Annotated in this window: 22 protein-coding genes and 1 tRNA gene; 22 read left to right on the top strand and 1 reads right to left on the bottom strand. The window is 46.9% G+C overall.

From position 1 onward, the window contains the following. The first annotated feature begins 151 nt into the window (after positions 1–151). The 12 genes from MHB49_RS10745 to MHB49_RS10800 all read left to right on the top strand — a co-directional run bounded on the left by MHB49_RS10745 (position 152) and on the right by MHB49_RS10800 (position 13,340). The gene (locus tag MHB49_RS10745) at positions 152–1,021 is read left to right on the top strand and encodes an SDR family oxidoreductase (protein ID WP_405156105.1); all 870 of its coding nucleotides are present in this window, start codon (positions 152–154) and stop codon (positions 1,019–1,021) included. Between the two features lie 299 nt (positions 1,022–1,320). After that, positions 1,321–1,665 carry a cupin domain-containing protein gene (locus tag MHB49_RS10750; RefSeq protein ID WP_405156106.1) on the top strand — a complete coding sequence of 115 codons (345 nt, stop codon included), beginning with the start codon at positions 1,321–1,323 and terminating at the stop codon, positions 1,663–1,665. 35 nt (positions 1,666–1,700) lie between these two features. Then, the gene (gene pnpS / locus MHB49_RS10755; protein ID WP_405156107.1) at positions 1,701–3,530 is read left to right on the top strand and encodes a two-component system histidine kinase PnpS; all 1,830 of its coding nucleotides are present in this window, start codon (positions 1,701–1,703) and stop codon (positions 3,528–3,530) included. 116 nt (positions 3,531–3,646) lie between these two features. After that, complete coding sequence (locus tag MHB49_RS10760) at positions 3,647–4,375, top strand: response regulator transcription factor (protein WP_405156108.1); 729 nt, start codon at positions 3,647–3,649, stop codon at positions 4,373–4,375. Positions 4,376–4,527: 152 nt separating this feature from the next. Further along, complete coding sequence (locus tag MHB49_RS10765; protein ID WP_405156109.1) at positions 4,528–5,721, top strand: methyl-accepting chemotaxis protein; 1,194 nt, start codon at positions 4,528–4,530, stop codon at positions 5,719–5,721. 218 nt (positions 5,722–5,939) lie between these two features. Next, positions 5,940–6,695, top strand: a complete 756-nt coding sequence (pstB, locus tag MHB49_RS10770; RefSeq protein WP_247901823.1) for a phosphate ABC transporter ATP-binding protein PstB — start codon at positions 5,940–5,942, stop codon at positions 6,693–6,695. Between the two features lie 63 nt (positions 6,696–6,758). Next, entirely contained in the window at positions 6,759–7,418 is a 660-nt protein-coding gene (phoU, locus tag MHB49_RS10775; RefSeq protein ID WP_090895411.1) for a phosphate signaling complex protein PhoU, read from the top strand. Positions 7,419–7,636: 218 nt separating this feature from the next. After that, entirely contained in the window at positions 7,637–10,291 is a 2,655-nt protein-coding gene (gene polA / locus MHB49_RS10780; RefSeq protein WP_405156110.1) for a DNA polymerase I, read from the top strand. 119 nt (positions 10,292–10,410) lie between these two features. Beyond that, the gene (gene mutM, locus MHB49_RS10785; RefSeq protein ID WP_247901825.1) at positions 10,411–11,241 is read left to right on the top strand and encodes a DNA-formamidopyrimidine glycosylase; all 831 of its coding nucleotides are present in this window, start codon (positions 10,411–10,413) and stop codon (positions 11,239–11,241) included. 153 nt (positions 11,242–11,394) lie between these two features. Further along, the gene (locus MHB49_RS10790; RefSeq protein WP_405156111.1) at positions 11,395–12,174 is read left to right on the top strand and encodes a manganese efflux pump; all 780 of its coding nucleotides are present in this window, start codon (positions 11,395–11,397) and stop codon (positions 12,172–12,174) included. Positions 12,175–12,183: 9 nt separating this feature from the next. Beyond that, positions 12,184–12,780, top strand: a complete 597-nt coding sequence (coaE, locus tag MHB49_RS10795; RefSeq protein WP_405156112.1) for a dephospho-CoA kinase — start codon at positions 12,184–12,186, stop codon at positions 12,778–12,780. Then, entirely contained in the window at positions 12,777–13,340 is a 564-nt protein-coding gene (locus MHB49_RS10800) for a lytic transglycosylase domain-containing protein (RefSeq protein WP_247901828.1), read from the top strand. Before coaE ends, MHB49_RS10800 begins: the two co-directional genes overlap by 4 nt. 108 nt (positions 13,341–13,448) lie before the next feature. Here MHB49_RS10800 and MHB49_RS10805 read toward each other — a convergent pair whose 3' ends face one another. Continuing rightward, positions 13,449–13,670, bottom strand: coding sequence for an alpha/beta-type small acid-soluble spore protein (locus MHB49_RS10805; RefSeq protein ID WP_053783555.1), 222 nt, complete (start codon positions 13,668–13,670; stop codon positions 13,449–13,451). A gap of 115 nt (positions 13,671–13,785) precedes the next feature. On the opposite strand from MHB49_RS10805, the gene nrdR reads away from it, so the two are divergent. The 10 genes from nrdR (at position 13,786) to MHB49_RS10855 (ending at position 25,146) form a co-directional block, all read left to right on the top strand. Continuing rightward, positions 13,786–14,253 (top strand): transcriptional regulator NrdR, encoded by a 468-nt coding sequence (gene nrdR, locus MHB49_RS10810; RefSeq protein WP_247901829.1) that lies wholly within the window; start codon positions 13,786–13,788, stop codon positions 14,251–14,253. 179 nt (positions 14,254–14,432) lie between these two features. After that, a tRNA-Ala gene (locus MHB49_RS10815) sits at positions 14,433–14,508 on the top strand. A 254-nt stretch (positions 14,509–14,762) separates the two neighbouring features. Further along, positions 14,763–14,966, top strand: coding sequence for a winged helix-turn-helix domain-containing protein (locus MHB49_RS10820; protein ID WP_405156113.1), 204 nt, complete (start codon positions 14,763–14,765; stop codon positions 14,964–14,966). A gap of 373 nt (positions 14,967–15,339) precedes the next feature. Next, positions 15,340–18,390, top strand: coding sequence for an IPT/TIG domain-containing protein (locus tag MHB49_RS10825; protein ID WP_405156114.1), 3,051 nt, complete (start codon positions 15,340–15,342; stop codon positions 18,388–18,390). Between the two features lie 390 nt (positions 18,391–18,780). After that, positions 18,781–19,590, top strand: coding sequence for an alpha/beta hydrolase (locus MHB49_RS10830; protein ID WP_405157101.1), 810 nt, complete (start codon positions 18,781–18,783; stop codon positions 19,588–19,590). Positions 19,591–19,643: 53 nt separating this feature from the next. Next, positions 19,644–20,165: a MarR family winged helix-turn-helix transcriptional regulator gene (locus tag MHB49_RS10835; protein ID WP_405156115.1), complete on the top strand. Its 522-nt coding sequence runs from the start codon at positions 19,644–19,646 to the stop codon at positions 20,163–20,165. A gap of 220 nt (positions 20,166–20,385) precedes the next feature. Next, positions 20,386–22,032: a helix-turn-helix domain-containing protein gene (locus MHB49_RS10840; RefSeq protein WP_405156116.1), complete on the top strand. Its 1,647-nt coding sequence runs from the start codon at positions 20,386–20,388 to the stop codon at positions 22,030–22,032. Between the two features lie 115 nt (positions 22,033–22,147). Next, positions 22,148–23,122 (top strand): iron-hydroxamate ABC transporter substrate-binding protein, encoded by a 975-nt coding sequence (locus tag MHB49_RS10845; protein WP_405156117.1) that lies wholly within the window; start codon positions 22,148–22,150, stop codon positions 23,120–23,122. 12 nt (positions 23,123–23,134) lie between these two features. Then, positions 23,135–24,142 (top strand): FecCD family ABC transporter permease, encoded by a 1,008-nt coding sequence (locus MHB49_RS10850; RefSeq protein WP_405156118.1) that lies wholly within the window; start codon positions 23,135–23,137, stop codon positions 24,140–24,142. Further along, positions 24,139–25,146 (top strand): FecCD family ABC transporter permease, encoded by a 1,008-nt coding sequence (locus tag MHB49_RS10855; protein WP_405156119.1) that lies wholly within the window; start codon positions 24,139–24,141, stop codon positions 25,144–25,146. Before MHB49_RS10850 ends, MHB49_RS10855 begins: the two co-directional genes overlap by 4 nt. The last annotated feature ends 267 nt before the right edge of the window (positions 25,147–25,413 follow it).

Raw genomic sequence — 25,413 nt, forward strand, 5'->3', positions numbered from 1 at the left:
AATGTCCAAAAAGCAGTGGTAAGTAAGTTTCGAGGAAACAGATAGCTGCTTTGGGGCATGAATGTTTGAAAAGGGAATAATCTTCACTGTTCATGCCATCCTACAGAATGAGACTGGATCAGAAATTCCATTTTGAGAGGAGAAATGCCAGATGTCAACAAACACACAAAACAAAAAGACGATGCCTGCCCAACATCAGGATCAGCGCCCGGGGATTGAATCGGAGATGCACCCCAAACCAGAATTTGAAAAACCTGAATACAAAGCAGCCGGCAAGTTATTGGATAAGGTTGCTTTGATTACGGGTGGAGATAGTGGAATTGGACGTGCTGTTGCCGTTACATATGCGAAGGAGGGCGCGGATGTAGCGATCGTATACCTGAGTGAACACGGGGATGCAGAAGAGACCAAGCGTCAGGTCGAGCAGGAAGGACGCAAATGTATATTGATTGCAGGTGACATTGGTGACGCTGCCTTTGCCAAGAAATCCGTGCAGCAGACGGTGGATCAACTGGGCAAGCTGGATATTGTCGTAAATAATGCAGCGGAGCAGCATCCCCAGCAGCAGCTGGAAGATATTACTCCAGAACAGTTGGAGCGTACATTCCGGACCAATATTTTTGGCATGTTTTATATGACACAGGCTGCTCTGCCACATCTAAAGAAAGGCAGTACAATCATTAATACAACCTCCATTACCGCATATCGCGGAAATCCGACGTTGATTGATTATTCTTCCACCAAAGGAGCGATCACCTCATTTACACGCTCTTTATCGATGAACGTTGTTGAGAAGGGGATACGTGTAAATGCTGTTGCTCCAGGACCGATCTGGACCCCGCTTATTCCATCCACATTTGATGAGAAAAAAGTGAGCGAATTTGGAGCTACTCAGCCGATGAAGCGTCCCGGACAACCGGATGAATTGGCTCCCGCTTACGTGTATCTCGCTTCGGATGATTCTTCCTACGTGAGCGGACAGGTGATGCATGTCAATGGCGGCGAAGTGGTGAACGGATAATCCATTGACGAAGTGTTCCAAATAAAGGCGTGTCGTTCCAGCATGACTGGGTCGGTACGTCTTTTTTTGAGTCTGTGGCGGGATGGTATGGTTTAATCGAACCATCTAATAGATAGTATTTTGATCCGGTTTACAAAAGTCGGGATCGGTGTTGATACAACCATGATATTTTATCATTAGTCTTGCCTGGAAATCATACTGGAACAGTACCGCTGCTTTACTGCTTATCAAAAATGGCAGGCCTTCGTGCTATCTGTGATATGATATAGACCGAACAAGTAAGTTTCGGAGGCGGTCACATGAAAATTAGCAAACAGAATGCGGCACATTATGTATGGGGTGGACAGTGTGATGGTTGGCATCTTGTTCAAAATGATACACTGAGCATCATCCATGAACGCATGCCTGCAGGAACATTTGAAACTCGGCATTATCATTCGACAAGTCGTCAGTTTTTTTTCATACTCAGCGGAGAGGCGTGTATGGAACTTAATGGAGAAGAGTTCATGCTCGAACCTCATGAAGGGATAGAGATTGCACCGGGTATGCCACATCAGATGCAGAATCGGAGCGAAGCAGACGTAGAGTTTCTTGTCATTTCACAGCCCACCACTCGTGGTGATCGAATAGAAATGGACATGTAGTTAGATTATTAATTTTATAACAAAGGAAGAGATAGATGAGACCGTTCCGAATTCGCCTTGCCGTCATCATGATGGTGCTGATCGGTATTTCCGTCATTGTGGCGGGTTATACGATGGGCAGAGTTTTTAAGACTACTCACATTACTGCACTGGAGCAAACGATGGTGCGTGAGATCAACTTGCTGAAAGCGACGTTCCCGTTTCATGATGCGTCCGATCCAAGAAATGCAGCGACACAGAAATATTACTCAGAACGTGCTGTCGAGCTGGATCGACTAACGGATTCACGTGTAACCTTTATCAATAAAGACGGAACGGTCATTGGCGACTCGGAGAGCGATCCCAATTCAATGGACAACCACTTGAACCGTCAGGAGATCAAAGAAGCGGCTGGGCAAAATTATGGTCAGTCGATTCGTTATAGCGCAACATTGGGGCAGGACATGCTGTATGTGGCGCTTCCTGTGAATTCGGATCAAAGTGATATGATTGACTTACCCAATGGGAAATTTGATGGTTACATTCGGCTATCCATGAGTCTTGAAGCAGTAGATCAGGGTCTGCAGCAGGGCTGGATTTTGATGTTCTTCACCTTGGGCCTTCTGTTCCTGATTGTGGCATTGGTTAGTTATCGGGTTGCGCGTGGACTGACATCACCCATAGAGCATATTACGAAGGTGGCTCACCGAATCACCAAGTTGGACTATGATGCGAGAGTGGATGTCACCCGTAATGATGAGATCGGTCAACTGGGGCTTGCCATTAACGGAATGGCAGACAGTCTACAGATGCAGCTGAAGACGATCAGAGATAATGAAGCGCTGCTGCAAAGCGTACTTGCCAACATGACAGGCGGCATTATTATGGTTGATGCAGGTCAATCCATTGCGCTGGTTAATCGGGAAGCGGAGCGTATGCTAGGCATTCAGGCAGAGCGGGTTACTGGCAAACCCTATATTGAATTAAAGCGACATTATGAGCTGACACGCACCATTGAAGAGAGTGTTGCGCTGCGGGAACCCATGCATGAAGAAGTCAGTGTATTCAATCCGGTCGAAAAATTGATTCGAATTGACGGGGTGCCAATGTCAGAAGATGATGGCGCTTATCGGGGGATGCTTTTTCTCTTACAGGATGTAACCGCAATCCGTAGACTGGAATCGATGCGCAGTGAGTTCGTAGCGAATGTATCTCATGAGCTCAAGACGCCGGTAGCTGCGGTCAAAGGTTTTGCTGAAACACTTCTTAGCGGTGGGGTACAGGACAAAGAGACTGAGCGTTCATTCCTGCAGATTATATATGATGAAGGCGACAGACTGAACCGATTAATCGGAGATATTCTGGAGTTGTCCAAAATCGAGTCCAAACGGGCTCCACTGCAGTGCTCGCCTGTACATGTGCATTCATTCTTCGAGATGGTTCTGGGTACCCTGTCCAAGGTGGCCGAGAAGAAAGAAATTCGGCTGGAGATGAATGTACCTGAAGAATTGTATATTGAAGCGGATGAGGATAAAATGAAGCAGATCTTTATTAATCTTTTATCCAACGGCATTAATTATACCCCCGAGGGTGGTCGTGTAAAATTACAAGTGTCCGTTGAACATAATGAGGACGAAGAAGAGGTTGTATTTGCGGTATCTGACACAGGGATTGGAATTCCGAAGAAAGATTTGCCGCGGATTTTTGAACGCTTCTATCGGGTGGACAAGGGCAGATCCCGTAATTCGGGGGGGACTGGACTAGGACTTTCGATCGTAAAACATCTGGTTGAATTACACCATGGCAAACTGGCTGTAGAGAGTGAACTTGGCATGGGAACAAGGTTTCGTGTTATCCTTCCATTAATTCAGGATGAAGAAATCTAGTGCGATGGAAGTGAAATGTAAAAGGAATGTACTGTTTTACACAGAGTTAACAAACAGGTGCTATGATAAAGAAAGTGTTGTGGCAACAGACAACCTATAAGGAGAGAAGGGGTATCATGGCGCAGCGTTTGCTCGTTATTGAAGATGAACCAACATTATCAAGATTGCTTACGTACAACCTGACACAAGAGGGCTATGATGTTGTTGCTGAGGATCACGGATCTTCAGGTTATGATCGGGCGTTGTCCCAGAAGTTTGATCTGATTCTGCTGGATCTGATGCTCCCTGGAATGAATGGTCTCGATATTCTGAACAAGTTACGAATTCAGGGTGTAAGCACGCCGGTCATTATTCTCACAGCCAAAAACGGTGAAGCCGAAGTTGTACAAGGCTTAAAATCAGGTGCCGATGATTATATTACAAAGCCATTTGGTGTATCCGAATTGCTAGCCCGCGTAGATGCGGTGTTAAGACGTTATTCAAACGGTGAAGATTTGCCGCAGCCAGAGGATAAGGACGGCTCCCGTATTATTTTGGGAGAGCTTGAGATTTACCCTTTGAAGTATGAAGTGACACTGGGCGGACAATCCATAAGTCTTCGTCCCAAAGAGTTCGAGGTGCTGCTTTATCTGGCCAAGAAACCGGGCGTTGTGCTTACGCGGGATGATCTGATGAATGCGGTCTGGGGCTTCGATTATATCGGAGGACAGCGCACGGTTGACGTTCATGTCAGTTCGTTGCGGAAAAAGCTCGAGCTTGACCCGGAGTCGGTTCACATTGATTCGATTCGCGGTGTAGGATATAAATTGGTTGTAAAAAGAAAAACTCCCCATCATTCGAGTTAACAATGATTGGGGAGTTTTATTTTACATTCCGTTAACATAAAGAATCATTTTCCTTTACGTATAGGGAGTAGGATGAAGCTGTCTGAGTGATACTTTATACCTATATATTCCACCTCAGGACGGAGCTCATACGTAAAGGAGATTGCGCATTTATGCCCATGTTGCTCGAAGTGAAGCCCGACCAGTCCAAAGAAATGATACATTCGCAGCAAGAACAAGCCATTGCTCCCATTGGAGAACAAAAAGATGAAGAAGAAGTTGTGGCCACCAAAGAACATGCAATTTCTTTAAGGGACTATTGTCGTCAAATACCTGTAGTTGGCGTTCATACGACCTGTGGGGAAGCGGCAAGCCTGTTGAATCAGGATCAGGAGTACCCTTGTATTGTATTATGTGATGAGGGCATGCAGCCTTCAGGTTTGTTAATGAGAGAGACGTTATACCGGATGTTGAATGGACGCTTTGCGGCAGATCTTTTCTATCGGAAGCCGGTTGTACATGCAGCGGACTCTTCTCCAGTCATTGTCGATGTGCACGCAGAAGCGACCGAGATTATTGATATCGCTCTGGCTCGCAGCGAGCAATATTTCTACGATTGTTTGATCGTTACGGAAGAAGACCGATTGCTGGGTGTGCTGACGATGAGGGATGTCATGTCTCTTTCCCGTAAGTTGCAGCATGTCGCTTCGGAAGAACGTGTACATATTATTACACAGAGCAGACAGGAAATAACGAGAATTAACGACTCGGTCACCAAACTGGTTCAAGCAGCTCAAAAGACGGGGGAAGAAGCATCACAGATCATGCAGTTGTCTGAACGGGGAGCGAGCAGTCTCAGTCAGGTTGATGCTTCATATAACCGTGTATATCAGCATATGGAGGGTCAGCAGAAGCACGCTGATGACATGCTGAGCTCCATCAACACGGGTTCCGGGATGGCACGCTCCATTCGTTCATTGGCTGACCAAAGTGGGCTACTCGCGATGAATGCTTCCATTGAAGCAGCGCATGCGGGAGAGTACGGACGGGGCTTCCAGGTCGTGGCTGGAGAGATTCGCATACTTGCCAAGCAAACCCGTGAGGTAGCGGGAAATATGTCCTCTTTGCTGGATGATATTGGGGAATTGACCAGACAGACTGTAGAACTGGTGAGAGCAAGCGCGGCAGAGATTGACAGCAGCTCCGTTCATGTAAACGAGGGAGGAGCTGCGTTCAAACAGCTGAAAACGGCTGTAGCGGGCATGTCCCACATTGCAGAGGATATTGCGCTGGAAGGCAAAACGGCTGGTGAAATGGCAGAGCACATTCGGGAGAGACTGGAAGAGATGGTCCAGGCGGATGACTAAATGAAGAAAGAGCGGGCATCATTCATACACAATGATCGGATAGGGGGTCATGAGTGTGAAAGATGTCTCTTTTTACATTCCGTTAACATGAAAGTGATACTGTTTTTACAATGAGAGGGTAGGATATTATAGATGACCGAGAGCCAGGTTCAATCATTGGCATCGGTCTACGTCAAGGGAATCTGGTTATCCCTGTCGCGAAGGAGAAGTGAACATCCATGAAAGACCTCATTCATATTGAAAAACTTAATTTATATTATGATACGCATCACGCGCTTAAAAATATATCGATGGACCTGCCGGAGAAGACGGTTACCGCGTTTATCGGTCCGTCAGGTTGCGGTAAATCGACCTTGCTTCGTACATTGAATCGGATGAATGACATGATTCCAGGCGTACGTGTGGAAGGACAAGTTATGTTGGGCGGTTCCGACATTTATAGCAATGACATTGAAGTCGAGACGCTGCGCAAGCGCGTCGGAATGGTGTTTCAACAGCCGAACCCTTTTCCAAAATCCATTTACGATAACGTGGCCTATGGACCAAGACTTCATGGGGTGACAAAAAAGGCCGAGCTTGATCAGTTGGTTGAACAAAGTCTTGTTCATGCTGCTCTGTGGGATGAAGTAAAGGATGTGCAAAAAAAATCGGCACTCAGTCTTTCTGGAGGACAACAGCAGCGGCTTTGTATTGCACGTGCACTGGCCGTTCAGCCTGACGTGCTGCTGATGGATGAAGCAACGTCTGCACTTGATCCGATCTCGACCCTCAAAATTGAGGAATTGGTCAAGGAGTTGCACCACAAATACACGATTGTGATGGTAACCCACAACATGCACCAGGCTGCACGGGTTTCCGGTCGTACTGTATTCTTCCTGAATGGTGAGGTGGTGGAGGCAGCGGATACCGAAACATTATTCTCCACACCGCAGGATTCCAGAACCGAGGATTATATATCCGGACGGTTCGGATAAGCAAACTGAGTTCGAACGATCCCGGCGTGTCCGGAGATGATGGATAAGGAGGACATGGAATCTATGATTCGCAGAAAAGAATTTGATCAGGAGCTTGAGGAACTGCGCACACTGCTTCGGCAAATGGGTGAGCATGTAGGCACAGCGTTGGATGGTGCTATTGAAAGTTTACAGACGATGGATGCCGAGAAAGCTCAGGTCATCATCAAGAATGATGCGAATCTGAATGCCCTGGAAGACAAGATTATGGAACTGGGTTCCAAACTTATCATTACACAACAGCCGGTAGCGAAAGATTTGCGGCGCATTATAGTTGCCTTCAAAATCTCAAGTGACCTGGAGCGTATGGGTGATCTTGCGCTGGATGTGGCAAAAGTGACCCTTCGTATGGATGGGCAGCAGCTCATCAAACCACTTGTGGATATTCCAAGAATGGCGGAAATTGTGAAAGCCATGATTGAGGAGTCCATTGAATCCTTCCTGAAAGAAAATACGGATCTGGCCTACAAAATGGCTCAGACCGATGATCAGGTTGACCAATTGTACAGTCATATGATCAGTGACCTCTACTCGTTTATGACAGACCATCCGAACAAGGCTTCCCAAGCGATGCTTTTGATGCTGGTCGGACGTTACATCGAACGGATTGGTGACCATGCAACAAATATTGGTGAGAGCACGGTGTATCTGGTAACAGGGAAACGCCCTGACTTGAATCAGTAGGTAACCGCTTTTAGTTGAATTGGGGTATCATTTGTAACGAAATGAAGGGACTTTCTCTCGGGTGGCCTGTGATCAGGCCATCTGCGGAGGGAGTTCCTTTTTTGCAGGCAGATGATGACATGTAAAAATGACTAATTTTTTTGTTGTAACTGATGTGTATGGTATCATGAGAGTAGATGTAATTGAAGGATTGACCATACGATACGCGAGGTGCTGGAATGGACAAGTTTATTCTTATAGATGGAAATAGCATTATTTACAGAGCGTTTTTTGCAATGCCGCCGTTAACGAACTCGAAAGGTTTGCACACCAATGCGGTGTACGGCTTCACCACGATGCTGCTGCGCTTGTTGGAAGAGCATAAACCGACACATGTGATGGTGGCATTTGACGCAGGCAAAGTCACGTTCCGGCACGAAGGTTATGAGGAGTATAAGGGTGGCCGGGAGAAAACACCGCCGGAGTTGTCGGAACAATTTCCGCTGCTGAAAGAGCTGCTTAAGGGCTTCGGCATTGCCCAGTTTGAGCTTGCGGGATTCGAAGCGGATGACATCATTGGAACATTAACGAAACGTGCGGATGAAGCCGGAAGACAGGTTCTCGTTGTGTCGGGTGACAAAGATATGTTGCAGCTTGCCTCTGAACATGTGCATATCGGGCTTACTCGTAAAGGGGTAACCGAGATTGAGCTGTACGATCCTGCTCAGATTAAGGAGCGATATGGTCTGACTCCGTTGCAAATTATTGACCTTAAAGGCCTGATGGGTGATACGTCAGACAATATTCCGGGCATTCCCGGCGTTGGAGAGAAAACGGCTCTGAAGCTGCTGCACCAGTTCGGTTCGGTTGAGGAAGTTCTTAACGGCACAGGTGAGTTAAAGGGCAAAATGAAAGAAAAAATTGAGGCTCACGCTGAAGATGCCCGTATGAGTAAGCAGCTTGCCACGATCCACCGTGAAGTTCCATTGGAACAAACTTGGGAAGATATGCAGTTCGCAGGGTTAAAAGAGGAACTGGCAGGTCCGGCTTTGGCCAAGCTCGAATTCAAGTCTTTGCTTGAGCGTCTGTCCTTCCGTGGAAGTGTAGTTTCTGAACAGGAAGCCGTTCCAGCTGCTGCGGTGGAGTCCTCCGTTGCAACAGAAGAAACGATTAGTGAACTATTCGGTTCACTTAAATCCATCGATGTGCTGCATGTGGAGACACATGGTGATAACCCACATCAGGCGAAGTTAATCGGACTTGCTGTTGGTTCAGCCGGAACATATACATTCTTGTCCCCCGAATTGCTGCAGTCAGAAGTTGCTGCACCCGTGCGGGAATGGCTGGGGGATGCAGAACAACCCAAACGTGGCTATGATTTGCACCGTGTCGACCTGGCGCTGCATGCGCATGGTATTGAGTTTGCAGGTGCATCCTTTGATGTGCAGCTTGCTGCCTATTTGCTTGATCCAACCGAATCCAATCAGACGATCAGCGGCCTGACCACGAAGTATGGTCTGCCTTCCCTTGTTGAGGATGATACGGTTATGGGCAAGGGTGCAAAATACAGAGTGCCTGAGGCGGATATACTGGGCGATTTTCTGTGTCGCAAAGCAGCGGCAGTAGCAGCCATTATTCCACTCCAGGAGCAGGCGCTTGAAAGCAATGAGATGAATTCGCTTTTCCATGAACTGGAGATGCCGTTGTCACGTATTCTTGCTGATATGGAGAAACAGGGGATTAAGGCGAATACAGAAGATTTGCAGGCTTTGGGCAGCGAATTTGAAGAAAATATCAGCAGGTTGATGGCGGAAATCTACAAGCTTTCCGGTACGGAGTTCAATCTGAATTCACCAAAACAGCTGGGTGAGATTTTATTTGATAAACTTGGTCTGCCTGTAGTGAAGAAAACAAAGACAGGATACTCTACGGATGCCGAAGTATTGGAGAAGCTGGCTCCATATAATGATGTGGTTAAGCACATTTTGCAATATCGTCAACTTGCCAAGCTGCAGTCCACATATGTAGAAGGACTGCTCAAAGAGATCTCGGATAAAGATGGCAAGGTGCATACGTTCTACCGGCAAACGATTGCGGCTACCGGCCGTCTGAGCAGCCAGTTCCCGAACTTGCAGAATATTCCGATTCGGATGGAGGAAGGCCGCAAGATCAGGAAGGTATTTGTTCCTTCTGAACCGGGATGGTCCATCCTTGCAGCAGACTATTCGCAGATTGAACTGCGCGTACTCGCACATATTTCAGATGATGAGCGTCTGAAGGAAGCTTTTGTCCAGGATATGGATATCCATACCAAGACAGCCTCCGATGTGTTTGGCGTGAAGCCTGAAGAAGTAGATGGAGACATGCGTCGTTCAGCCAAGGCAGTTAACTTTGGGATTGTATATGGCATCAGCGATTACGGCCTTTCGCAGAACCTGCACATCACGCGGAAAGAGGCAGCGCAGTTTATTGATCAATATTTTGAAGTGTTCCAGGGTGTTCGCCGATACATGGACGACATTGTGAAGGAAGCGCGCCAGGACGGATATGTCAAAACGCTGCTGGAACGTCGTCGTTATCTGCCAGAGATCAACGCTAGCAATTTTAACCTGCGTTCCTTCGCAGAACGGACAGCGATGAATACGCCGATTCAGGGAACTGCGGCTGATATTATCAAACTGGCTATGGTACAGATGGATGAAGCACTGCGTGAACGCAAGCTGGAGAGCCGTATGTTACTTCAGGTGCACGATGAGCTTGTATTTGAAGTGCCTGCGGATGAGCTGGAACTGATGAAAGAGTTGGTTCCTTCGGTGATGGAAAACGCATTGAAGCTTTCCGTGCCGCTGAAAGCGGAAGTCAGTTATGGTGAAAACTGGTACGAAGCTAAATAACAACTGACCCCAAGCTGGATTTCCGTTATTTAACAAAATGTCTTTCAACTGTTTTCGACACAAGAAGGGGTCCCGCTGAACGCCATCTTCCGTTATAATATAAGGGAGGTGAGAACATCATGCCGGAATTACCGGAAGTCGAAACAGTCAGAAGAACATTGAATCAACTTATTGTTGGCAAGACCATTGACTCAGTTACCGTTAGCTTGCCGCGGATTATTCAGCGGCCGGACGACATAGATGCATTTGCAATGGAACTCGCAGGACATACCGTAACCGGTGTGGAGCGAAGAGGCAAGTTTTTGCGTATTTTGCTGGACGGGCTGGTGCTTGTCTCCCATCTGCGGATGGAAGGAAGGTACGGAGTGTACCAAAAGCATGAGGAAGTGGAGAAACATACCCATGTCATCTTTCACTTTACCGATGGTACAGAATTACGTTACAAAGATGTCCGTCAATTTGGTACAATGCATCTCTTTAATGCAGGGGAGGAGTTGGTATCCAAACCTTTGGTAAAACTTGGGCTGGAGCCGCTGGAGCCTGCATTTACCGCAGCTGCTTTCCGTGAGGCTGTTGGCAAACGGACAACCAAAATCAAGGCCGTGTTGTTAAATCAGGCATATGTAGTTGGCATCGGGAATATTTATGTGGACGAGGCCTTGTTTCGAGCAGGCATTCATCCAGAGACCATTGCCAAGACATTGACCGAAGCCCAGTTAACCGTGCTGCATGAAGCGATCGTGGCTACGCTGCAGGATGCGGTGGATGCAGGCGGGTCTTCCATTAAGTCCTATGTGAACGGACAGGGCGAGATGGGCATGTTCCAGCACCAGTTGAAAATATATGGACGCAAGTCTGAACCCTGTGCAACCTGCGGTACATTAATTGAAAAGAGCGTAGTAGGCGGTAGAGGTACACATTACTGTCCGAAGTGTCAACCGCTGCTCTAAATTGGTGGTTGGGTTTGGCACCATGAACGAAATCGTCAAATTGTAGCACCCTTGGATTCCTCCCTCCATATACTGATATGGCAGAAATAAGCGGGCGTATGCCTACTGGCAGTTGCCGGTGGGAACGAGTTCCGCACAGGGGAGGAATCCGGGGTGCTGCATCATTTTATTTCATTACTGGCGCTGGCTTTGGCGCTTAGTTTAGATGGTTTTGGAGTCGGGATTACATATGGACTGCGGAGAACTAAAATTCCGCTGTTGTCCATTGTCGTCATTTCCATCTGTTCGGGTCTGGTTATTGCATTATCCATGCAAGTAGGTGTGCTTCTGTCTCATGTCGTATCTCCGGACGTGGCTTCGATTGTGGGAGCGGTTATTCTGATCGGTATTGGCGCATGGTCGTTGCTGCAACTCATTCGAAAACGGGGCAAGGAACAGCAGGAAACAGACAATGGAGTTAGTGACAGAACAGTAGCAGCAGAAGGATCAATCCTCAGTGGTACGCAAGCCTCACAAGAAGCACAGACCAAAGGCAGAAATCAGGTGCTAGCACTTGAGCTTGAGCCATCTGCTTCCGGAGGATCTCTGGAACGAATGGTCTTTACCCTGGAGCTGCGGAAGCTGGGTGTGGTTATTCAAATTCTGCGCAGTCCCTCAAAGGCGGACATGGATAACTCGGGTAGTATATCCGTTCAGGAAGCGATGTGGCTTGGTATAGCCCTTTCTCTGGATGCTTTCGGTGCAGGACTGGGGGCGGCGTTGTTGGGGTTCCCAACCTTGTGGACAGCATTAGTTATTGCGTTGTTTAGCGGGGCATTTCTCTCACTGGGCATGAAGGTTGGGTTAAGGTTTGCTGCCTTACGCTGGATGAAAAGATTATCCGTACTCCCTGCGCTTTTATTAATGATTATGGGAATAATGAAGTTGTTGTGAGGTGAAATAATGAATATTGGCTTAACCGGCGGGATCGCGACAGGCAAAAGCAGCGTGTCCGCCTTTCTCGCCAGTAAAGGAGCGTTGCTCATTGATGCAGATGTGATTGCCCGGGAAGTCATGCTGCCCGGGCATCCCGTTTTGGCTGCGGCTGTTCAGCGGTTCGGACAAGCCATATTGAATGGGGATGGGACACTGGATCGGAAAAAGCTGGGCAGTATTGTTTTTAAGAACCCAGAGGAACGTAAGGCACTTGAGGCTATTACACATCCAGCGATCCGCAAGGAGATGCGCGAGCGCGCTGCTGAATATGAACATAAACATCCGGAAAAGCTGGTCGTATCCGACATACCGTTGTTGTACGAATCAGGGCTGGAGGATGGCTTTGAGGAAGTGATGGTTGTATACGTCCCGAGGTCTGTGCAGCGGGAACGACTGATGAACCGGGATGGAATGACGGCGGAACAGGCAGATGCCCGCATTGACCTGCAAATGGACATTGAAGATAAAAAGCAGCGTGCTGACATCGTTATTGATAACAGCGGCTTGTGGTCAGAGACGGAGCAGCAAATCATTTCGTTTTTGCATCGTAAGGGCCTGTTATGAGATTGCTGCGCAAGAAACGGGTACTGTTGTTGATGTTTGTGTCTTTCGTATTGGTGCTGTTCCTGAATACCAATTGGATGTCATGGTTCTATCCGATTCATTATAAGGACGAGATCCGTGCCCAGTCTCAGAGTTATGAAGTCGATCCGTTTCTCATCGCTTCCATTATCAAGGTGGAGACCAATTTTAAGACAAGCAAGGAATCCAAAAGAGGAGCCATCGGGTTGATGCAGCTGATGCCCGATACTGCGAACTGGATTATGGAGCAAGCAAAGATTCCGGGCACCTCACTGGAAGAATTGAAGCACGAGCCAGAAAGGAATATCCAATTAGGTACTTGGTATCTACGCAATCTGTCAGATCAATTTGACGGGAACGAAGCGGCTATGATTGCTGCTTACAATGCAGGTCCAGGCAAAGTAAATTCATGGCTGAGGGATGGCGTCTGGGATGGTTCATTCGAGACGGTCAAAGATATTCCGTTTGGTGAAACCCGGCACTATGTACAACGCGTCATTTATTATTATAATCAATATGTAAAGATCTATAATACGTTCTAAGACAAGACACTCTGGATTCTTGGTCTAAAATAAGTAGAAGCACCGAGCAGACCGGTTATTCACCGGCCGCCCCATGCTCCTCTGTGTTACCGTATTACGATGCAGATATTATTGGTATTGACCTGCCAATTGCTGTTCTGCAATTGTTACCAGACGCTTCGTGATGTATCCACCGATCGAACCGTTCTCGTAAGAAGTCATGTTACCTTGGTATCCGTCTTGTGGGATGCTGATTCCGAGTTCTTGAGCAACTTCATATTTCAGTTGTTCGAGAGCTGCGGAAGCTTTAGTTACCACCAGGTTGTTGGAGTTACCATTGCTTTGTGCCATTGCTGTTCACCTCCTCGCGGTTGGTAAAAGTATTATGTGTCGACAATACAATTTTCATAACTAAATGCTTGTAGGAAATTCATGGTAAAAGATAAAACATGGGAAGTGATCTGATTTGAAATGTCCTTATTGCGCCTATCTGGGCACAAAGGTGCTTGATTCAAGGCCGGCCAATGAATCGAAATCGATTCGTCGTCGTCGTGAGTGTGAGCAATGTAGCCGTCGATTTACAACTTTTGAAATGGTTGAAGAAACGCCGCTGATCGTCATCAAGAAAGATGGAAGTCGCGAGGAGTTTAGCCGGGACAAGATTCTTCGTGGCCTGATTCGGGCATGTGAGAAACGCCCTGTCTCAGTTGAGACGCTGGAAATGATGGTATCTGAGACGGAAAAGGCCCTGCGCAATACAGCCGATGCAGAAGTAGAGAGCCGTCAGATTGGCGAACTGCTGATGGAGCAGCTGTTTCCCGTTGACGAAGTAGCTTATGTACGTTTTGCTTCGGTATATCGTCAGTTCAAAGACATCAATATGTTTATGAAGGAACTGAAATCTCTTTTGTCCAAAGAAGACATCGAGGAGTAATGGAGCGGAAAAGGAGAAGAGCATTCTGGTTACGGTCATGTGTTCCAGGTAAAAGGTTGTTCTTCTCCAATCATTTTGGTTGGCAAAAAAATTGTTGACAGCAAAAGCTGTATTTTATATGATATAGGAGTCGCCTGCGGAGCATTGCAGAGTTGGACAACGTGGTACATTCATAGTTTGGGGCCTTAGCTCAGCTGGGAGAGCGCATCGCTGGCAGCGATGAGGTCAGGGGTTCGATCCCCCTAGGCTCCACCAAAATAGTAAATGCACGCAGTTCCTCGGAACTGCGTTTTTTGTTTTTGCATGGACATACGCTGATAGAACGAAGAAAGTGCCATACGAAATAATATTCGATATTTACTGAACGAGAACTCATAATGTTATATAATAGCAGATAACTGGACAAGCATTTTCTTGCTACATAATTTGAATTCATAGTTTCTACAAAGTGCTGTACCTCGCCAATACGGATAAAGAAAAAGAGAGTCAACCGAAGGACGGTATAGACAATGACAACAAAATCAAGAACTATAATCGCCGAGACGATTGTCAGCAAGAAACCAGTCGATGTGGGTTTCGAAGCTCGGCATACCTGGACATTAGCTATCTTGATTGCTTGGATCGAGCGACAGTTTGGCCAGTCGTTAACAGAAAAAGGTGGATCTAAGTTACTTACACGGCTTGGACTACTTATCTACACCAAAGATACATAAATACTTGCCCACCCAAAACCGGCTGAGAAAAGAGCATTTCGTGAGATCACGCTCCCAGCACTGAAAGAGCAGGTCATGCAAGGAAAAACAGATCACTTACTATTTAATAAACGAGTCGATGATTCGTGCATGTTTGGCGCTGCAATACAACTGGTTTCTTTAAATGGCAACTCTCCAAGCAGAGTTATTGGTCGGCTTCTAACTTGAATATAAAAATCTTTAGTTCATCTTTTATAAGTTCGACGGAGTTGAGCCTTTTTTTCGTGTAAAATTTGTTCGGAACGGTTTATTACGGTTGAAATTCGCAGTGAATCCTAACTTAGAGAGTGGGTAACAGGATATGTATAAAACAAGAATAATAAGAAAGTTATTTATGGGTTTAATCATTTTAAGTTTGCTGCCGTTGTACTTATTTGACAAGGCGTTTGCCGCCACTCCAACAGCCAGCATTGTTGTAGCTGACGAACTGCTGACTTACGGAGAAACGTCATTGGTAACGATTACCTTTTCAGAAGCGGTGACTGGGTTTGACCTTGCTGATTTGACAACAGGTAGCGGCATTCTTAGTGAATTAACAACTTCTGACAATATCACCTATACCGCAACCCTCACGCCGCCTCTAAGCAATCGCAGCGGCCCCTTCCATATTTCGCTCGATCATTCAGGTGTAATTGCCGGAGGCAATGTGGGGAGCGGAACCACAGTATCTAACAATTACTATGTTGACACAGTTATGCCTTCCGTTACAAGTGTATCTGTTCCTAGCAATGGCACTTATGGTGTAGAGGACTTGAGTTTTACAGTGAACATGGACGAGATCGTGGTCGTAACGGGCATTCCAACAATCTCGATAGTCGTAGGAGCAACGACTGTATATGCGACCTATGCAGGCGGTTCGGGGACAAGCGCGTTGCAATTTAGATATACCGTCCAAACTGGACTATCTGATAGTAACGGGATTACCATAGGAGCCTTGTCACTGAATGGCGGATCAATTAAGGATGAAGCAGGCAACGACGCAGTATTAACGCTTAATAGTGTGGGCAGTACGTCGGACGTGCTAGTAGATGCAATCCCCCCAACGATATCAAGCGTATCGCCGACATCCGGTCCGACGACCGGAGGCACGACCGTCACGTTGACCGGTACGAAGTTCTCTGGGGCCACCGCGGTGATGTTTGGTGCAACGGAGGCCACGTCCTTTACCATAAATTCGGAAACGTCAATCACGGCAACGGCTCCGGCGGGTAGTGCAGGAACCGTAGACGTAACTGTAAAGAGACGAAGTGGCACATCAACGACATCGGCGGCGGATCAGTATACGTATATAGCCGCGCCAACGATCGCAAACGTGTCGCCGGCATCGGGTCCGACGATCGGAGGCACGACCGTCACGTTGACCGGTACGAATCTGACCGATGCAACGGCAGTGATGTTTGGTGCAACGGAGGCGACGTCCTATACGGTGAACTCGGCGACACAAATCACGGCCATCGCCCCGGCGGGTAGTGCAGGAACGGTAGACGTAACGGTAACGACGCCGGGCGGTACATCGGCGACATCGGCGGCGGACCAATATGCATACCATGCCGCGCCAACGATCGCAAGCGTGTCGCCGGCATCGGGTCCAACGACCGGAGGCACGACCGTCACCTTGACCGGTACGAATCTGACCGATGCAACGGCAGTGATGTTTGGTGCAACGGAGGCGACGTCCTATACGGTGAACTCGGCGACACAAATCACGGCCATCGCCCCGGCGGGTAGTGCAGGAACGGTAGACGTAACGGTAACGACGCCGGGCGGTACATCAGCGATATCGGCGGCGAATCAATTTACGCGGTTTGTTGTTACGTACGCGATCAGCCCGTTGTCGGATAAGGTGCTGAATGCGCTGACCGCAGGGTATGCATCGGGGACGCAGGAAACGAAAACGATCACCTTGACACGAACGGGAACCGGCGACTTGACAAGCTTGGCGACAGCGATCGGCGGAACGAACGCCGGCAGCTTTACGATTACGCAGCCGACGGTGACAACGCTCAATAGTGGGACTCCGTCGACGACCTTTACGGTAAAAGCGAATGACGGACTGGCCGCAGGGACGTATAATGCTACGGTAACAGTGTCGGCAGGTGGCATGACGCCGGTTACCTTTACTGTAACGCAGGTTGTTAATAGTAGCAGTAACAGTGGCAGTAGTGGTGGAACTACTCCTGTTACTTCGACCCATTTGGATATTGACCAAAATGGCAATATGATTGACTGGGCTAAAATCGACAGCAGTAAGCCGTCCGTCACTCTTGAAGTTACACCAAAAGACGGCGTTGCTTATGTCAGAATACCAGCAAGCATTTTAAAGAGCATTGAGGGCAAGAACGCTACTTTCTTTATCGAGATTAAGACTCCTTACGGCAGCTATCAAGTGCCGGTCAATTTGGCATCGATCATTCCGGGGCTGAAGGACTTGTTAGCTAAGAATAACGTGAACAACGATGATATTAGCTTTAAAATCACGTTAACCAACAAGTCTGGCGATAAGGACTTCCGGGAAGTATTTGCAAACAGCATGCCGAATGGCCAAACAATGGGTGCAATTGTAGATTTTCATATCGATATCATCAACACCAAGACGGGACAAACAATCGGAACGGCAGATAAGTTCAGCAAGGCGCTTACAAGAGTGATTCCGATGCCCAAGAGCGTGACCGACATGCCTGCTCAATGGGGGGCATTCCGTTATAACGTAATCACAAAGAAATTGGAGTTTGTGGCAGCTGAGAAAAAACAGATTGACGGCGTATGGGTTGTGAAGATCAATTCCTATTCCAATAGTGTCTACGTTGTGGCACAAAACACGGTAAGTTTTGCTGATGTACAGCAGCATTGGAGCAAATCTGATGTCGATCTTGCTGCTGCGAAAGGTCTAGTCGAAGGCGTAGGCGGTGGACTGTATGATCCTAACAAAGCGGTAACAAGAGCAGAGTTTACCGCTATGTTAGTCCGGGCGCTTGGACGCGACACCTCTGATAAGGACATGGCGCCTTATAACGATGTCAAACCAGGTACGTGGTATTCCGGCGAGGTATCCACAGCGAAGGAGCTCGGACTGCTCGCCTTTGTGAAAGGAAACAGCTTTACCCCTAATCAGCCGCTTACACGAGAGGAAATGGCTAGTATGCTGGCGGCAGTCGGCAGACTTGAACAGTTGCCGATATCCAAAGAGCCGGTGAGCCTTAATGGCTTCAAGGATATCGGAAACACGGATATAGCCTATCTTGAAGACGTTCGTCTGATGGTCAAGCTTCATATCATGACAGGCACGAGCGCAAATACGTTCGATCCGAAGGGGGAGACGACACGTGCGCAAGCTGCGGTTGTGTTCATCAGGATGCTACTGGCGCTGGGTTCAATCGATAGATAAGAATGGAAAACCCGCTTGAGCAGATATAATACTGTTCAGGCGAGTTTTTTATAACCCGGGCCTTAGCGCAGATGGGAGAGCGTATTGCTGCCAGAACACCAAAACACATTAGAATAACGTGAACCAAGGACTGTCTCCGTCATTTCATGACTGCGGGGCAGTCCTTTTTTATTTTTGATTCACTCATATGAATCTGGACAGCGCGTAAAAGGGATGTTATATTGTTTCTGTGAGAAACAATATTATTCTTGAAGGAAATTATAAATGATAAACTCGTTATGGTTACTTTGCGAATAATGCATATCAAAGAAAAATGTATATCATATCAACAAAATGGCTCAAGACGATTAGCCTGTGGATGCTTGAGCACAATGAAGGGATGGAATGATGATGAGCCTTAATGAAACAACAATTAAATCTTTTGACGGAACCCAGCTTTATTTCAGTAAAAATATTGTAAGCGATGCCAAGGCGGCCGTGGTTATTGTCCATGGCTTGTGTGAGCATGCTGGCCGCTATGATTATTTGACGGACAAACTGAATAACCGTGGGTTTAACGTATACCGTTTTGACCATCGTGGTCATGCAAGATCAGAAGGGCAGCGTACGTTCTACAGCGATTTTCATCAGATCATTGATGATGTGAATGTAGTTGTTGAAACAGCCTTGCAAGAGAGCGGCGACATTCCGCTTTTTGTCATTGGGCATAGCATGGGTGGCTTTGCATCTTCTTCATTTGGAACGAAATATCCGGGCAAGGTAAAAGGGATCGTTCTATCCGGAGCGCTAACTCGTTACCATACACAGGTTGCGGGAGAACTTCCGCTTGATCTTCCCCCGGGTACGTATTTCCCGAATGAGCTTGGCAGCGGAGTTTGCAGTGATCCGGAGGTAGTATCCGCTTACGCGAATGATCCGCTCGTAGAAAAACAGATCTCCGTCGATTTGTTCAATAGCTTGGGTTATGGGGTGACATGGTTAAAAGCACATGCGCAGCAGTTTGTTGATCCTGTACTTGTTCTGCATGGAGCAAACGACGGACTGGTGAGTGAACAGGATTCGCGCGACTTTTATGGAGATATTGCCTCAAGCGATAAAACGCTGAAAATATATGCTCACCTCATGCATGAAATATTTAATGAACCGAATCGCGATGAAGTCATTGAGGAAGCCATCACATGGATTGAAAAACATATCTAAATTCAGTACATTGGAATAGAAGAGAGAGAATTTGAAGGTGAAAGGGATTATTCATGAAACTAGATTGGATGGGCGACCATCGGGAACTTATTGAAAAGATCATCAAGTATGGTAATGCATATTCAAACACCTATAAGCTGCAGCGAAGTTATGGTACGGATATGATGTTCTCTGCTTCGCAGATTCAGACGCTGGAGTATATTCTGGAAGCGGAGGACAAGGAAGAAAAGATGTCGGAAATGGCAGCACGACTTGGCGTGAGCCGCAGCACGTTTTCCAAAAATGTGAAGAATCTGACGGAAAAAGGATTGCTCGAAAAATTCCATTTAAGTGGTAATCGCAAAGACATTTATGTCAAACCTTCGGCGAATGGACGCAAGGTGTACGCCCAATACACCGAATTTGTTCGTGAGTTGTGCTTTGATGATATTTTTCGGTATGCCGGCACGATATCAGAGGCTGACAAGGAAAGTTTTATACGCATTATGGATTTGCTTGCCGACGTGCTGGTCTGGTATGGTGAAAAAGAACAGGAGCCGCGCAAGCTCATTAAAATTGATCCAAATCGTGATTAAATGTGTATCATGAACGACAACATGGAAGCGGCGACCGTGTCCTCATATTCTAATGGGGAACGGTCGTTTATGTTTATTCCATTTTATAAATAGTTACTATGGGAAGAATGTACTCCAGATGAATCAGCAATGCTAAAATGGGTATAGCCAATTGAACCGCGTAGAGTGAGCTGAAATTTAAGTGATTACCCACCCGGTAAATGTCACGGAGGATACGAAAATGAATAACTCGGAATGGGCGGAGTCCTATTTTCCAATTTATACAGCAGATAGCATTCAATCATTGTATAGCACATCAACGATGCCGATACATAGAATCCATGAGAGCCTTACCGTTCTGTTGGCCGTTTCCAGTGGAAAGGGTTCACTTCATCTCGACGATCACATATATGAACTTGCCGATGGCATGGTGATCCTTATTCCTGCGATGAGTAATGTTGTAATACAGGGGAATCGGATGCACCCTCTCCATATGTACACGCTCTCCATCAGCACACAAGAACAGAAAAGATCACTGCCAATGGAAGCCATGGGACGGTCCAGTGTGCTTGCAGCAGGAACCCATATTGAGTTCTATGATCCAACGATTGCAGCTCAGCTTGAGGAGCTCTATATATTTCGTTTACCTGGCAATGAAGTCAGGCATATGCGCAACCAGATTCTGTTTCATCAGGTTCTGATGAGCTTGTTGGAGCGAATGGAAGCAAAATATAATGCGAGTGAGCAGCCGTCCATGGAACGAAGCATCGCATTTATGGAGAACCATTTTAGTGAGAAAATAACAACCGAAGGACTTTCTGAAATTGCGGGGGTCAGTCGCTCCCACTACTCCACTCTATTTAAGCAGCTTACTGGATTCACACCGAATGAGTATCTTTCTCGCTTGCGTGTTCACCGGGTCAAAGAGTTATTAATTAGTGGATCCGCTTCACTTCGTGAGATTGCGCTGAAGGTTGGATATAAGGATGAATTCTATCTTAGCCGCCGCTTCAAGCAGCAGACAGGAGAGAGTCCTTCGGGTTACACACGTCGCAGACCTTTGCAGCGAGTAGCTGTATGGTGTGCACCTTATGCGAGCCATCTGATGTTACTTGGATTGGAGCCATCGGTTGTCATCTCGGAAAGCAGCGAATATGTGAGCACAGACGGAGTGACCCCGCCTCAAACGATACGTTTTGTCCATTCTGACAGTTCACCTGAACAAATAAAATCCGCATTGCTGGATGCCAATATTGAGCTCATCATTGCAGCAAATCAGCACCTTCACATGAACGGATTAAGTTCTGAACGTCTGAGATCTATCGCCCCAGTGGTTGAAATTGCATGGATGGAGCTTGGGTGGAAAGAACATCTGCGGTTTATCGCACAGGGGATTAACAGGGTGGAGCAGGCAGAACAATGGCTCGCAGACTTTGAAAGGGAAGAACAGCAGGCACGAGAAGCCATTCAAACGAGCCAGATTGTGAATGAGACACTGACCATTCTCGTCATTAAACCGGATGGTTTACAAATATATGGAATCAGAAATGTCGGTTATGTAATGTATCAATCGCTCGGATTACGTCCTCCGGCCAAGATTGCCCAGGAAATACAGAGGTTTGGGGATCAATTTCATTCAGTATCTATCCAACTGTCAGAACTTCAGGATTACGAGGGCACTTGCATGCTCGTTATTGTTTTTCCAGATGAAAAAGGGTCAAAGGCTCATTCAGAACATATATACAACTCCGAATACTGGAAAGAGCTTGAGGCAGTGAAGCATAATCGAACCTATGATCTGGAGCAGGAAGAGTGGATACCCTACAATCCGGTATCTATTCGTTTGCAGCTTGGACGGGCTGTATCCTTATGGACTGGCATCCAATAATCCAAAGGTTTTCTCGAACAAAAAGGCATGGTTAGGTTCATCCTCCATGCCTATAATTAGCTATTGTAATGAGAATGATTTTCATATTCAAAGAGAAAAGGGAGAGAGTCATCTAATGAGAAAGCTTTTTGTTCCATTTATATTCATTCTGGTTTTATTGCTTAGCGCTTGTGGAACCAACTCAACCAAAGATACAACGGATAATGCAGCTGCATCCAACGAATCTACTTCTTCCAACACGGATTCAGCAGGTTCTTCATCCGAGTCAGATGCGGGCACATTCACTTATCAATCGGAGGCAGGCCCTGTAGAAGTTCCTTCCCATCCTCAACGTGTGGTTGTGCTGACCCGATTCCTGACAGGAAACGTGATGGCACTGGATGTGCCCCTGGTTGGTGTGGATGAAATGTCCAAGGAGAACCCGAATTTCAAAGAAAAACTTGCAAATACAGAGGCGGTCACCGACGAAAGTCTGGAGAAAATTATTGAATTGAACCCGGATCTGATTATCGGGCTGTCTGATATCAAGAACGTCGATAAGCTGAAGCAGATTGCTCCAACAGTCACCTATACATATGGCAAAGTGGACTTCCTTCAGCAGCAACTGGAGATCGGAAAGCTTGTGAACAAAGAAAAAGAAGCACAGGCTTGGGTTACTGATTTTGATGCTCGAAGCAAAAAAGTAGGAGAAGAAATCAAAGCCAAAATCGGTACCAATGCAACTGTATCCGTGATTGAAACGTTCAATAAACAACTCTATGTGTATGGCGAAAAATTCGGACGTGGAACGGAAATACTGTATGATCAATTCGGCATAGGTATGCCAGATAAGGTCAAGGAAGCTACCAAGAAAGACGGATTCTTTGCTGTATCGAATGAAGTGCTGAAAGACTACATGGGGGACTATGTCATATTCAGTAAAAATGTCGACGAGGACAACTCCTTCCAGAATACCGAAACATACAAAAATATTGATGCGGTGAAAAATAATCGAGTATTCGAAGCGGATGCCAAGGCATTTTACTTCAATGATCCACTGAGCATGGAATACCAGCTGGAATTCTTTATCCAACATTTTCTTGGCGAGTAGACCTTGAATGCGATGAAAAATAAACGACTTCCTTTTCGGTTTGCAACCAAGCTGCTGGGTAGTGTTCTCGTACTTATCGTGTGCTTCATCATCGCCATGATGTTTGGCGCAGAAGAAACGACATTCCGCAATCTGTGGTTGACCCTGACCTCTGTCACTAAGAACGATAATATTCTTATTCTGCGAGAGATCAGACTTCCAAGGGAACTTGCTGCCATGCTGATCGGAGCGGCTCTCGCCGTCTCCGGAGGCATCATGCAGGGAATTACTCGCAATCCACTGGCTGATCCCGGACTGCTCGGTCTGACTTCAGGTGCCAATATGGCACTCGCCCTGGCTTTTGTTTTCATGCCATCACTCGGATATTTTGGGATAATGGTTGCTTGTTTTGTCGGTGCTGCACTCGGAGCGGCATTGGTTATAGTGCTCGGCTCGATGCGGAGGGGGAGCTTGTCTCCTATCCGTGTAGTGCTGGCCGGGGCAGCGGTATCTGCTTTTATGTATGCCATCTCGGATGGCATCAGTATCTTTTTCAGAATTTCCAAGGATGTATCCATGTGGACTTCGGGAGGACTTATCGGAACGACATGGGGCCAGATTCAAGCCATTGCGCCCGTCATACTGATTGGTCTAGCTATAATTCCATTTCTATCCAACCAGATCAATATTCTTAGTCTGAGCGATGAGGTGGCAACTGGACTGGGGCAAAAGCTTGTACTCATCAAAACTGTTCTGTTCCTGCTCGTCATTGTGCTTACCGGAGCGTCGGTTGCATTGATCGGAAATATGGCGTTTGTCGGTTTAATGATCCCCCATATTGTTCGTAAAATGGTGGGCACGGACTATCGGTATATTATACCCGTATCCATTTTTGCAGGAGCATCATTTATGCTGCTTGCCGAAACATTAGGTCGAACGATAAATGCACCATACGAAACACCTGTGGTCGCCATTGCTTCCATGCTTGGTTTACCTTTCTTCCTGTTCGTTGTGCGTAGAGGGGGCAAAGCGTTATCATGACGATGTCTGCGCGAATTCGCAAGCAACGACTGATTCTGCTCGTTTGTTTGCTGCTGATCCTCATCACGGCTGTGGTAGGTATGAGCTGGGGTTATTCCTCGTTGTCTTTCAAAAGGGTAATCCCAGTGTTATTTGGTCAAGGCACATTTAAGGAAGACTTTGTTCTGTTTTCGGTCCGATTACCCCGAATCTTTATTACATTACTGGCCGGTATGGCGCTTGCGCTGTCAGGCTCCATTTTGCAGAGTGTTACACGTAATGACTTGGCCGATCCAGGTATCATCGGGATCAATTCCGGTGCAGGTGTAGCCGTTGCGATCTTCTTTCTGTATTTCCCGATCGAACCTGGTACGTTCGTCTATATGCTGCCGTTAGCTGCTTTTATCGGAGCATTGCTGACTGCGGCGCTCATCTATGTGTTCTCCTACAGCCGGACCAAGGGACTTGATCCCATAAAAATGGTGCTGGTCGGGGTTGGATTCTCGATGGCGCTGTCTGGCATCATGATCGTCATCATATCTTCGGCGGAGCGTTCCAAGGTCGATTTTATTGCCAAGTGGATATCCGGAAACATATGGGGGGCAGACTGGCCATTCATATGGGCTTTGCTGCCTTGGCTGATTGTGTTAATCCCGCTTACATTGTTCAGAACAAGAAGACTTGATCTGATGGGGCTGAACGAAGAAACGGCGATCGGAGTAGGGTTGAAGCTGGAGTGGGAACGCTTGGTACTTATGGTGATTGCGGTTGCCGCTGCGGCTTCTGCGGTATCGGTAACTGGTGGAATCGCGTTTATCGGTTTGATGGCTCCACACATCGCCAAAGCGCTGGTCGGTCCACGTAACTCGTTATTCCTTCCTGTTGCTGTTCTGCTTGGAGGCTGGCTTCTGTTAATAGCCGATACAGTTGGGCGTAATCTGGTTGATCCTGACGGAATTGCCGCAGGAATTATGGTCTCCCTGATCGGTGTGCCTTATTTTGTTTATTTGTTATTGAAAAAGTAATCCCCAAAAACGTTACTGTTTGAACTCTTAGCGATCAGGCTATCTTTTGTCGTCAAGACAAGGGATAGCCTTTGTTAGCCCGAAGCCAATACACATGGGATGGTTTCCTCGCACAAAAACTTGTTCACACAGAAAAACCATGAGCTGTTGAATCATTTATAAACCAAATAAAATACACAAATGAGAATGGTTATCCTAACGTTTTTCATGCAAAATCAAAAACCGCTCACCCGTCAGCATGACGAGGAGCGGTTTCTTTTTTACAAG

The sequence above is a fragment of the Paenibacillus sp. FSL K6-0108 genome (assembly GCF_045040695.1).
GTDB classification, from domain to species: domain Bacteria; phylum Bacillota; class Bacilli; order Paenibacillales; family Paenibacillaceae; genus Paenibacillus; species Paenibacillus pabuli_B.